This window comes from Ruminococcus sp. (genome assembly GCF_017650195.1).
Lineage (GTDB): Bacteria > Bacillota > Clostridia > Oscillospirales > Ruminococcaceae > Ruminococcus.
The window spans coordinates 1-12,316 of sequence record NZ_JAGCFH010000326.1 but is presented as its reverse complement, the minus strand read 5'-3'; the positions used below and the strand labels follow the sequence as shown (position 1 = coordinate 12,316).

At 46.4% G+C, this 12,316-nt stretch carries 11 protein-coding genes; all 11 read left to right on the top strand.

The window, feature by feature from the left end:
- Positions 1-33 precede the first annotated feature (33 nt).
- Positions 34-1,293 (top strand): UDP-N-acetylglucosamine 1-carboxyvinyltransferase, encoded by a 1,260-nt coding sequence (gene murA, locus J6U00_RS14605; RefSeq protein WP_296583086.1) that lies wholly within the window; start codon positions 34-36, stop codon positions 1,291-1,293.
- A 22-nt stretch (positions 1,294-1,315) separates the two neighbouring features.
- Complete coding sequence (locus J6U00_RS14600; protein WP_296583085.1) at positions 1,316-2,575, top strand: FtsQ-type POTRA domain-containing protein; 1,260 nt, start codon at positions 1,316-1,318, stop codon at positions 2,573-2,575.
- A gap of 186 nt (positions 2,576-2,761) precedes the next feature.
- A complete protein-coding gene (ftsZ, locus tag J6U00_RS14595; RefSeq protein ID WP_296583084.1) occupies positions 2,762-3,907 on the top strand; it encodes a cell division protein FtsZ in 1,146 nt (381 codons plus the stop codon).
- A 201-nt stretch (positions 3,908-4,108) separates the two neighbouring features.
- The gene (locus J6U00_RS14590; protein ID WP_296583082.1) at positions 4,109-4,729 is read left to right on the top strand and encodes a helix-turn-helix transcriptional regulator; all 621 of its coding nucleotides are present in this window, start codon (positions 4,109-4,111) and stop codon (positions 4,727-4,729) included.
- A gap of 396 nt (positions 4,730-5,125) precedes the next feature.
- Positions 5,126-6,586: a hypothetical protein gene (locus tag J6U00_RS14585; protein ID WP_296583081.1), complete on the top strand. Its 1,461-nt coding sequence runs from the start codon at positions 5,126-5,128 to the stop codon at positions 6,584-6,586.
- Positions 6,587-6,682: 96 nt separating this feature from the next.
- Positions 6,683-7,264, top strand: coding sequence for a sigma-70 family RNA polymerase sigma factor (locus tag J6U00_RS14580; RefSeq protein WP_296583080.1), 582 nt, complete (start codon positions 6,683-6,685; stop codon positions 7,262-7,264).
- A gap of 97 nt (positions 7,265-7,361) precedes the next feature.
- Positions 7,362-7,637 (top strand): zinc-ribbon domain containing protein, encoded by a 276-nt coding sequence (locus tag J6U00_RS14575; RefSeq protein ID WP_295077928.1) that lies wholly within the window; start codon positions 7,362-7,364, stop codon positions 7,635-7,637.
- A 103-nt stretch (positions 7,638-7,740) separates the two neighbouring features.
- A complete protein-coding gene (locus J6U00_RS14570; RefSeq protein WP_296583078.1) occupies positions 7,741-9,201 on the top strand; it encodes a Nif3-like dinuclear metal center hexameric protein in 1,461 nt (486 codons plus the stop codon).
- Positions 9,202-9,210: 9 nt separating this feature from the next.
- Positions 9,211-10,029, top strand: coding sequence for a methyltransferase domain-containing protein (locus J6U00_RS14565; RefSeq protein ID WP_296583076.1), 819 nt, complete (start codon positions 9,211-9,213; stop codon positions 10,027-10,029).
- Between the two features lie 100 nt (positions 10,030-10,129).
- On the top strand, positions 10,130-11,896 hold the full coding sequence (locus tag J6U00_RS14560; protein WP_296583074.1) for an NFACT RNA binding domain-containing protein: 1,767 nt from the start codon (positions 10,130-10,132) through the stop codon (positions 11,894-11,896).
- A 1-nt stretch (position 11,897) separates the two neighbouring features.
- Positions 11,898-12,316: DNA-3-methyladenine glycosylase (locus J6U00_RS14555; protein ID WP_296583072.1), on the top strand; the 419-nt coding region annotated here is incomplete at its 3' end.

Sequence of the window (12,316 nt, the reverse complement as noted above, 5' to 3'; positions counted from 1 at the left end):
ATACTATACATAAAAATGCTGTGGGGTGGTATAATGCAGAAATTTATAATAAACGGAGGCAGACGGCTGAGAGGCGAGCTCGCTTTGCAGGGCAGCAAGAACAGCTCGTTGCCGATAATGGCGGCGGCACTTCTGTGTTTCGGCGAATGTACGCTGCACAGCTGTCCTGCTCTCACGGACGTATATGCGGCTGCGCGTATACTCAATTGCGTAGGTTGCAAATGCATGTTTTCTGACAATACGGTGGTTATAGACTCAGCTTCGGTTGGAAGCACTTCTGTCTCTGAGGAGCTTATGCGTGAAATGCGTTCTTCCATAATCTTTATGGGAGCCATGCTTGGCAGAACGGGTGAATGCACCGTAAGCGTGCCGGGAGGCTGTGAGCTCGGTCCGAGACCTATAGATATGCATTTGTCTGCTTTAAGAAAAATGGGGATAGATATCCGTGAAAGCGGAGGAGATATAGTTTGTAGAGTCTCTGGCGGCAGAGCAAGGGGAGCAAAGATAAACCTTGCCTTTCCGTCTGTAGGAGCTACCGAGAACGTTATACTTGCAGCAGTCACGGCAGATGGTGAGACCGTCATAAACAATGCGGCGCGCGAACCGGAGATATGTGATCTTTGCAGATTCCTGCGAAAATGCGGCGCGGATATCAGCGGCGACGGTGAGAGCCGTATAATAATAAATGGAAAAAAACAGCTCCATGGCTGTGAATATACAATTATGCCCGACAGGATAGTGGGAGCTACTTATCTCTCTATGGCAGCTGCCACAAAGGGCGAGATAATACTTACAAATGCCTGCGTTCCTGAAATGGAACCATTTCTGTCTGTCCTCGAACAGACGGGATGCAGTATTTATACATCTGAAAACAGAATATACCTGCGCAGCGGTACTCGGCTCAGAGCCGTAAAGGACAGGATAAGGACAATGCCTCATCCTGGTTTTCCCACCGACGCACAGGCAGTGCTCATGGCTGCCTTGACAGCCGCCGACGGTACGAGCGTATTCGAGGAGAATATCTTCGACTGCCGCTACCGCCACACCGAAGCTCTTGTGAAAATGGGAGCGGATATACATGTACTGGGCAAGGTTGCTGTAGTTAAGGGCGTTGAAGGGCTCCGCGGAGCAAATATAGAAGCGACAGACCTCCGCGGCGGAGCGGCATTGGTAATCGCAGCTCTGTGCGCAGATGGAAGCTCAGAGATTACAAGGCTATGTCATATTGACAGAGGCTATGAAAATATGGAAGAAGCCGTAAGACTCCTTGGCGGCGATATACGCCGGAGCTGAGGCGGAAGGATTTGGAGATAGTATGAAAGACGTCGAAAAAACCAGTGTTGAAAGGCAAAACAGCCGTAAAAGGCTTAGAAGACGGCAGAGGTGGACAAATGTCTATGGTCTTGTTGTTTTACTCCTAGTTCTAACTATAGGTATAACCATAAGCTATACGTTTCTTTTTAATATAAGCGAGATAAGAGTGACAGGACAGTCGGATATGTATACGGCAGAGGAGATAGTTGCTGCATCAGGCATAAATGAGGGTGACAACCTACTGAGGCTTGACTGTAAAAAGAGCGCGAACCGCATACTCAACGAGCTTTTGTACGTGGAGACAGCGGATGTAAAGAGAAAGTTCCCGTCTTCGCTGGAAATATCTGTGACACGCTGCATACCAGCTTTTAATGTCAACTATGGTACCGGCACGCTCCTTGTGAGCAAGAAGGGAAAAATACTTGCTGACAACGGCTTTATCACAGAGGGGCTCCCTATAATATATGGGCTCGATCCCTCGGACAAAACTCCCGGAAAAATGACGTCCTCCGAGAACAAACACAAGAATGAAGCATTCAATGCGCTTATTTCGAGCATTGTGAAAATGGGTGACGATAAGATAATGACAGTGGATATGAGCGATGAGCACGCAATTGTCGTTAAGTATAAGAATGAAATGATATTCAAAATGGGTAACTGGAACGACGTTGAGTATAAGCTCAGACTTGCTGAGACAGTTATGAACGACGAAAACGTAAAGGGTAAAAAAGGCTATCTTACAATGATTGGTACAAATGAGTGCAGCTTCAGGTTAACTGATGGTCCCGTCATCGTCCCCGGCGGTTCTGAGGCTACAACAGCTGCTGTTACTGATGAATACGGCAATCCTATAGAGGGAGAGAGGAATCCTGAACAGGAAGCCAAGATAAACGAATTCAACAACAGGCGCAAGAGCGAGACAACTACAGCGCCCAACAGTATATACACAGGCAATGAATGGACGGATTATAGCGGAAGTCAATGGACTGATAACAGCGGAAGCCAGTGGACGGACAACAGTGAAAGCCAGTGGACGGACAACAGCGGAAGCCAGTGGACGGACAACAGCGGAAGCCAGTGGACGGACAATAGTGGCAATCAGTGGACAGACAACAGTGCAACACAGTGGACTGATAACAGTTTAGGCAGCTATGACGGTGGAACTCAGTGGAGTGGAGACAGTGGCAACAATTCTGGTGCCGTGGCCACGGATAACAGCGGTTATACCGATAATAGCGGAGATCAGACAGGACAGTGGTGATGAGATTCCTATGTACAAAACGCTGTGTTTTGAATATGCGTTCTTGTCTAATTCGCCGAAAATAAAAAATGTTTAATTAGGACTTGAAAAAAGTGCTTTTATATGCTAAAATATAAAGTGTATTTATAGATTAATATATAAATTTAGATGAATTAAAGGATAATATAAATAGTAGGAGGAGTTCAAATGTCAGATTTCAATTACGAGGAAACACTCGAACCCGATGTTAACATTAAGGTCATCGGTGTTGGCGGTGGCGGCGGAAATGCCGTAAACTGCATGGTGGATTCGGGTGTCAATAATATAGAATATATCGCAATTAATACTGATGCCAAGGCTCTCAACAAGTCCAAGGCCACTACAAGGATACCAATCGGCGCAAAGCTTACAAAGGGCAGAGGCGCTGGAAACAAGCCTGAGATTGGTCAGCGCAGCGCTGAGGAGAACCGTGACGAGATTGAAACTCACCTCAAGGGTGCAGACATGATCTTCATTACTGCCGGCATGGGCGGCGGTACAGGTACAGGAGCTGCTCCCGTAGTTGCAAAGATAGCTAAGGAAATGGATATCCTCACAGTTGCAGTCGTTACAAAGCCTTTCCTCTTTGAGAGAGAGCAGAAAATGGCTCAGGCTGAAAGAGGTATCGCTGAACTCAGAAAGTATGTTGACTCCCTTATCGTTATCCCTAATGAAAGACTTCTCGTGGGACTTGATAAGCCCCTTACAATGCTCCAGTCCTTTGCACTGTCTGATGACGTGCTCAAGACTGGTGTAAAGAGCATCTCCGACCTCATCGTTGAGGAAGGATACATTAACCTTGACTTCGCTGACGTTTCAACTATCATGAGAAACGCAGGCTACGCTCACATGGCTATTGGTCACGGTACCGGTAAGGATAAGGCAAGAGACGCTGCAAATGCAGTTATCTCCAGCCCGCTTCTCGAAACATCTATTTCTGGTGCAAAGAGGCTACTTATTAATATTGCCATGTCAGAGGATATTCTTTCGTCCGATGTTGATGCAGCTACAAAGATGATAACCGATACAGCTGCTGACGGCGTTGAGTTCATCTTCGGTACAGCTTTCAAGGAGGATATGCAGGACGAAATGACTATCACAGTTATCGCTGCTGGTTTCGACGATATGGATTCTGCTAATGATGCAGCAGTTGCTGCGGCAGATTCTGTGGAAAGCCACGATGACGATATAATCCCGATAGACAATCCTCTTATTGACGGACTTGGCTTCGGCGCACCGAGCAGTGCTCCTAGACCTGCTTCAAGTAATCAGGATTACGACCTTGACGACATCTTCAAGATGCTTGGCAACTAACAGATATATTAAAGCGGTTCGTTAAGAGCCGCTTTAATTTTATGTAAGAGGAAGCTGTAGAATGGCTTGAGATCGGCTTGCCAAAAGGTTTTGACAATGTTTCTTCGACGTCTGCAAAAGAATTTTGGTTGATAAAATATATCGCGTCTGCTATGATAAGTTCAGACAAGGAAAGTACCCTTGCGGAAAGGAGTGGAACGTATGGAGCTGAGCAACAGGATAAAGGAACTTAGGACTGAGAAAGGCTGGTCACAGGAGGTGCTGGCACAGCACGTGTATGTCAGCCGCCAGACCATATCTAACTGGGAGACAGAAAGGAGCTATCCCGATGTCCACAGTCTGCTTATCCTCAGTGACCTCTTCGGCGTTTCTATCGATGAGCTTATCAAAGGAGATGTTGATACTATGAAAGAGAAAATTACCAAGAATGATGGAAAAGAAATGAAAAAGCTTTATAACCTTGCAGGCATAGAAACGCTTGCAGGTCTGGCTTCAGCGGTGCTCGCTTCCGTACTTGACATTGAAGCGCTCAGACTGTTATTTGCAGTGCTTACAGGTATGTTTCTGACAGCCGATTTTACGACATTTCATAAAATGGGGCAGATGCAGGCAGAGCACGATGTTCAGACATATCGCGAGGTCATCGCCTTCATGAACGGTGAAACTCTAGATGAAATTGAAAAAGCTGCGGAGTTTGAAAAGAGGAAGGTACTGAAGAAGAAACGTATTGTAGCTTTATTTTTAGTTCTGGGTATAGGCTTGACAATCGAAATTATCGTTTTTTCAGTTTTATTATTGATAAACCGCGGCTATATTATATAAGCCCGAAGTTTGAGGTGCTCTTCGGTTTTTCCCTTAATTGATGTTTACAAAAGCGTATTTTGTATAGCTTTTGTATTTCCAAACTGTAACTAAATATATTTTTATAACGCATAAAATTAAAGACATTGACGCTAAAATATCAAATGAGCAGTTTTTAAGGGATTTTTATAGTAAATTGCACTAAAATCAATTCAAATTTTCTACATTTCAATAGTTGAAATAATATAATAAATATGTTATAATTTACATAAGGCAAAATCATCAGAACCTGTATTCATGGACTGTGAAGGCTTTTTTATATGCAATATCACTAATCCCCGCCTTCACTGCGTTCGAGTACGGGTTCTTATTCCTTAATTTTTTACCTCGGTCTGACCGAGGGGAACGGAGAGTACCATGAGTGAACCAACACCAACCGTATTAAGAGAGACCAAGATCGGTCAGAAGGGTTTTATCAAAGAGGACGTTATTACATACCTCGATGAGCTGAATTCAAAGATCGTTGCCCTTGAGGAAGAAAATAAGACTTTGAAGGAAAAAGGCTCCCAGGCTGATCCTGAGGAGATCAGTAAGTACAAGAGTCAGGTGGAGAACCTCCAGGAGAAACTCAATACCTCCAATAACGCTCTGAGAGCTGCAAAGAAGGAAAACGAAGAGCTACAGAATATGATAAACCAGCTTAAGGCACAGGGCGGCGGACAGCAGGCTGCTGCTGCACTGGAGGCTGCAAAGAAGGAGATAGATACGCTCAAGGATAAGCTTAAGGCTGCAGAGCAGAAGGCTGCCGCAGGTGCTGCAAATCCGCAGGCCAATGCACAGACAACTGCTGCACTTGAAGCTGCAAAGAAGGAAATAGAGGATCTCAGGAACAGACTCAGGGCTGCTGAGCAGAAGGCTGCTGCAGGCGCTGCTGCTGGTGGAGCTGCTGACGGTGAGCTTGCAAAGGTTAAGCAGGAGCTTGCTAAGATTACTGATGAGCTCAACGCCAAGAAGAAGGAGATCACTGATATTACAGGCAAGCTTGACGCCAAAACTAAGGAAGTTGCTGACGCTTCTGCTGCAAAGGATGCTGAGATCAAAAAGCTCAACGACGAGATCGCTGAACTTAAGGAGAACGCAACTCCTACATTCGATATGGGTGCTCTCTTTACAGAAGCTCAGAAGAATGTTGCTCAGATCCAGAACAAGGCTAAGAGAGACGCTGAGGCAGTTACCAAGGAAGCAAACGACAAAGCTGCTCAGGTTCTCAAGGATGCTAATATTGAGGCTGAAAAGGCTGTTGCAAACGCAAATGTTGCCGCTGAAGCCTGCATAAAGGAGGCCAACGATCAGGCTCGCAATACTGTTAACGAAGCTAATTCACACGCTGACAAGGTCAATGCGATGTCAAAAACTGTACGCGAGATGCTCCTCACTGAGATCGAAAGTATTAACAGCAAGTTCACAGATATTGCCTCTGTACTCAATAACCTTACAGGTCAGTGCTCAGGCAGAATGAACGATGCTCAGAATATCATCAACGAAGCTCGCAAGGCTGTAGACGTTCAGAAGAATGACGGCGTTGTAAAGAGGTCTGATCCTCCGAGAGCTGAATTCAAGCCTCTCAAGGCTCCCAAGGCTGATATCACAGAACTTCCCTCTGCAAAGGTAAACGAGGGCAAGTCAGATGACAGCTTCAACAGGAACAATAACAACAATAATAATAAGCCGGCACAGCCCAGCGCTAATCAATCTAACGTTCAGAACCAGCAGAATAAGCCCGTTCAGAACGGCAACAAGAGCGCAAACTTCAATTTTGATATGGCTGAGCTACTTAAGGCTGCTGAGGAAGAGGCTGCCAAGGAAGGCGAAAACTAAGAGAGAATGATCCGTATCCCCCGGCTCGTCCGGGGGACGGATAATAAAAAACACATTATCGGATATGCAGATTGCTGGGTGGATATCTTGCTTGATTTGGATTTCAATTTGAATGAACTTAACGCAAAACCGGATGAGGAACTTGCCGTTCTCGGCAAGACTGACAAAACAGCTGCCGCTGTACTTATCTCACGTTTTTCAAGGCTTGTTTTTATTAAATCGGAAATTTACGCAAACTCCGAGACCGACAGTGATGACCTGCATCAGGAGGGCATGCTCAGCCTGCTTAAGGCAATTGAGACCTTCGATCCCCACAAGGGCGTGAAATTCTCGACTTATGCCGAGGTTTGTATCGTCAACCGCATGAGAAGCCTTTCAAAAAAGTCTGTAAGGGAACAGAGTTTTGCTGAAAGAGTCGGGGAGGAAGAGGCTGCTGACGTGCTGTCTGTGGAGGAAACTCCGGAAAGTATATATTTTTATAAGGAATTCTTTTCCGAGCTGTGGAAGGATATATGCTCCGTCCTTTCTCTTACCGAGTTGAATGTACTTACGCTCTGCGTACAGGGACTGAGCTATAAGAGCACTGCGGAAAAGCTTGGGATGACTGAGAAATCAGTGGATAATGCAATGCAGCGTGCAAGAAGAAAGATACGCGCGCTCATGCATGATACAAATTGAATATGACCGTGTAGCTCAAGGCAGAAGAGCGTTGTTTAACAAAGATGTGGGTGGAAATCCAACCGTGGTCGAAAATAATTAAGCGAGGTATTGTACTATGTACGAAGACAAGACATTAGTTTGCAAGGATTGCGGAAACGAATTCATTTTCTCCGCAGGCGAGCAGGAATTTTATGCAGAGAAGGGTTTCGTTAACGAACCGCAGAGATGCAAATCATGTCGTGATGCAAGAAAGAACGCAGGCAAGGCTGAGCGTGTGATGTATACAGCTGTTTGCGCATCATGCGGCGGTGAAGCAAAGGTTCCCTTCGAGCCGAAGGAAGGAAGAGCTGTATATTGCAGCGATTGCTTCGCAAAGATGAACGAGGCATAATTAATGAGACCGAAAGCACAGTCGGAAACGGCTGTGCTTGGTTTTGTTTATGCGTACTGCTGTGCAGTGCGCTATTTTAGTATAGTATAGATGAGGTGCAGCAATGCTTGATAACAGATTGAAAAAGATCGCTGAGCTTGTAAGCGGAGAGGGAATCGCCGTAGATGTGGGCACGGACCATGCATACCTTGCGGCTGAGCTGATAAACAGCGGAAAGTGTAGTAAGGTCATTGCTTCTGACGTGAAGGACGGACCTCTTAGCTCTGCCCGGAGTACTGTAGAAAAATATGGCATACAGGACAGGGTTGAGCTGATACTTTCTGACGGACTTGAAAATGTGCCACATGATGGTGTGTCAGATATTGTCATAGCAGGTATGGGCGGAGAGACTATCGCCGCTATAATTGAAGATACGGATATGGAAAGCTTTGGTAGCGAGGATATACACTGGATATTACAGCCTATGACAAAGCCTGATGTGTTGAGGAAAAAGCTGAACGAGTACGGCTTTATAGTATGGCAGGAGTACGCAGTGGAGGAGGCCGACAAGCTCTACCTTATCATGGAAGCTCAATACAACCCATATATGCCGACAAGGATTACGGAAGCTGGAAGCATTTGCGGCTTTTTCGCGGAGGATGACCCTGTTGGAGAAAAATACAGAGTGCATGAGGCTCAAAAGCTTGAAAAGATAAGCATTTCTCTTGCCGGTGCAGGGGACAGAAACGGCGCACAACATTATTCCGCTCTTGCTTGTAAGCTCAGGAACGGCATTGAAGTTGTGAAGATAAGCGATATTAAGGAGTATCTTGACAGCGTTTATCCTTTCTCCTTGCAGGAAAAGTGGGATAATTCGGGCTATCTAGTGGAGAGCGCGGTGCAGGAGTGCGAAAGGGTGGTACTGGCTCTCGATATTACAAACGATATCGTCGATGAAGCCTTCCACAAGGAGGCGGAGCTGATAATCTCCCATCATCCCGTAATATTTGAACCGCGGAGGAGAATTACACGGAACGATCCTGTATACAGATTAATCGAGAGTGGCATAGGCGCTTTATGTATGCATACAAACCTTGACATCGCAATAGGCGGTACAAACGGCGTGATACTTGAAAAACTGAGCAAGAGACTTGACGTTGATGGTGAACCTGAGTTCTTTGAGGAACTTGGTGGAGATAAGGGACTGGGCTGGATAATAAGTCTTAAAGAGGACATTGCCCTGAGGGAGCTTGCCACAATTTGCAAGGATATATTCGGTTGTGAATATGTCCGCACTACTCATGACTGCGGTGCGAATATATCAAGGATAGCCTTATGCTCAGGCTCCGGAGGCTCTATGCTGGGAATTGCGGCTGAAAAAGATTGTGATGCTTTAATAACTGGTGATGTAAAGCATGATGTATGGATAGATGCAGCAAACTGTGGGATATCTCTACTTGATTGCGGGCATTTCCATACAGAGAACATTGTGCTCTGGGAGCTCCGCCGTGTCCTCGAAGAGCGTTTTCCACAGTTGGATGTTGAGATAGCGGAATGCTCCACTGACCCCTGTGAGTACGTCTGAGGTGAGCATATGAGTATATTTATATGTCCCGTTTGCGGTGAAAAGCTCGAAATATCAGGAAATACATACTTATGCTCCGAGCATCACTGCTTTGATAGGTCTAGGAGCGGTTATGTCAATTTGCTACTCTCAAAGAATACTGGCAGTATTGTTCACGGCGACAACAAGCTAATGGTGCAGGCGAGGAGGCGTTTTCTCGGCAAGGGATACTACGAGCCTCTGTGTACAGCTCTCTGCAATGCGGTCAGCGAGTACATAAAAGGTAATACGATTCTTGATGCGGGTTGTGGAGAGGGTTACTACACCACCGCAATAAATGGTAAGCTTCATGAGCAAAATATTGCTGCGAGTGTGTACGGAATAGATATATCCAAGACAGCTGTGGAGTATGCGGCAAAGCGTTGCCGGGAAGCAGAGTTTGCAGTCGCCAGCGTTTTTCATATCCCTGTTGGGAATAGTAGCTGCGATATGCTCGTTACACTTTTTGCTCCATACTGCGGAGAGGAGTTCCGGCGAGTATTGAATGACAATGGCGTTATGATAATGGCGATACCCTCCGAAAATCACCTGTGGGAGCTTAAAAAAGCTGTGTACGATACCCCTTATAAAAACGAGGTAAGACCATATGGGTTGGAAGGCTTCAGGTTGGAGAAACAACAGAGGATAACTTATGATATAAGCCTCGATTCACAGGAGGATATAGACGCCTTGTTCTCCATGACGCCCTATTATTACCGCACTGGTAGGGAGCAGCAGGAGCGCCTAGCACATATTGGCAATCTTTGCACCAAAGTCGACTTTGAATTGCTGTTATATCGCAAATTTTGATTAGAATAGAACCACACATATATGTTATAATATGATAGGAAGAATGTGTGCGGTTCTGAGAACGCAGCAACCGTGGAAACATGGCACTGCGTTCATTTTTATGAAAAGGAATGATTCTATGGCTCTTGACGGAGCTTTCTTGTATGCGGTAAGAAACGAGCTCCTGCCGCTTATTGGCGGAAGAGTCGAAAAAATACATCAGCCCTCCCGTGAAGAAGTAATAATATCAGTGCGTACAAGAAATGGAAGCAGGAAGCTTTATATTTCCGCGAATGCCGGTAGCGCAAGAGTACATATAACAGAAAATACGGTGGATAATCCGCAGACTCCACCTATGTTCTGTATGTTGCTCAGAAAAAGGTTAGGCAGCGGAAAGCTCATTGATATTAGGCAGGACGGTCTGGAAAGGATTCTCTTTCTTGACTTCGAGTGCATTAACGAGCTCGGGGATATGGTTACGGTGACACTTGCCTGTGAGATAATGGGGCGGTGTTCAAACCTTGTAATGATATGTGACGGAAAAGTCGTTGACAGTATAAAGCGCGTTGATGAGGATATGTCTCGTGAGAGACTGGTGCTTCCCGGAATGAAGTACACTATGCCCCCGAGGGACGACAGGTTGAATTTTCTTGTCGCTGAGCCGGAGGAGATAAAAGAAAGACTTCTTGACACAGAGTCAAAGGAGCTCTCAAAGGCGCTTATTAGGATATTTGAAGGCATATCTCCCATACTTGCAAGGGAATGGGCGTTCTTTGCTGGAAGGGGAGCACATATAGAAAGCGGCAGTGTAAGTAGCGACCAGATGGACAGACTGCTCTTTGCAGTGAAGCGTACACGTGAACAGCTAGTCAGCGGAGAGTGCTGTTTTTCTGCGGTTAGTGACAAGGAGGGACAGCTCAAAGATTTCTCCTTTATACGCCTTTCACAGTTCGGTACCCTCATGTATACAAAGGAGCTTGGCAGCGCTTCGGAGCTACTGGATTACTTCTATTCTGAGCGCGATAGGGTTGCTCGTACAAAGCAGCGTGCAAATGACCTCTTCAAGATGCTCATGAATCTTACCGAAAGGACGTCAAGGCGTATCGCTGCACAGCAGGAGGAGCTCGCAGCCTGTGCCGACAAGGACAGGGCAAAGCTCTGCGGAGACCTTATATCTGCAAATATGTATCGCATACAGAAGGGCGACAGCAGTACTACAGTGGAAAATTTCTACGAGGAGAGCTGTCCACAGATGGTGATACCGCTTGACGTGAGGAAAACTCCTGCGCAGAATGCGCAGTACTATTATAGTGAATACAAGAAGTCAGTAACGGCAGAGGAAAAGCTTGCCGTTCAGATACAGAAGGGCGAGGAGGAGTTGCAATACCTTGAAAGCGTTTTCGACTCGCTCACAAGAGCTTCCTCTGAGAATGACATAATCCAGCTTCGTCTGGAGCTCCGGGAACAGGGCTATGTGAAGTACGCAGGAGGCAAAGCTAAGCCTCCTAAAGCGCTGCCCCCTCTAGAGTACAGATCCAGCGAAGGATTTACCATACTCGTAGGACGCAACAATAAGCAGAATGACCAGCTGAGCCTGAAGTTTGCCGAGAAATCGGACATTTGGCTCCATACTCAACTTATAACGGGCTCCCATGTGCTGATACTCACCGATGGAGCCGTACCTCCTGACAAGACCATAGAGGAGGCTGCGGTGATAGCGGCTGTGAACAGCAGCGGCAGAAATTCCGGACTTGTTCCAGTGGATTATTGCCTTGCAAAATTTGTCAGGAAGCCTGCCGGTGCAAAGCCAGGCAAGGTCATTTTTACAAATTACAAAACTGCCTTCGTCAAGCCTGACGCCGAGCTTGAGCAGAGCCTGAGGGTGTGAAATGGGCAGGCGCATAAACGCGGACTTCTTTCACCGTGACGTGCTGGAAGTAGCTCCCGACCTTGTAGGCAAGATACTGGTACGCAGACTGCCTGACGGTACGGAGTTGCGGGAGCGCATCGCGGAAACAGAGGCTTACCGCGGAGAAGAGGACAAGGGCTGCCATGCTTCAAAGGGAAGGACTAAGCGTACAGAGCTACTCTATGGGAGGAGCGGAGTGATATATGTCTACCTTTGTTATGGTATGCACTGGTTGATGAACGTCATAACCGGCGAAAAAGATCAGCCGCAGGGAGTTCTCCTTAGAGCAGGGGAACGGTATGACGGTCCTGCGAAGCTCACAAAGAATATGAAGATAGACGGGAGCTTCAACGGAAAGTCTCTCCTCGGGAATGAGGAGATATGGTTCGAGGACGACGG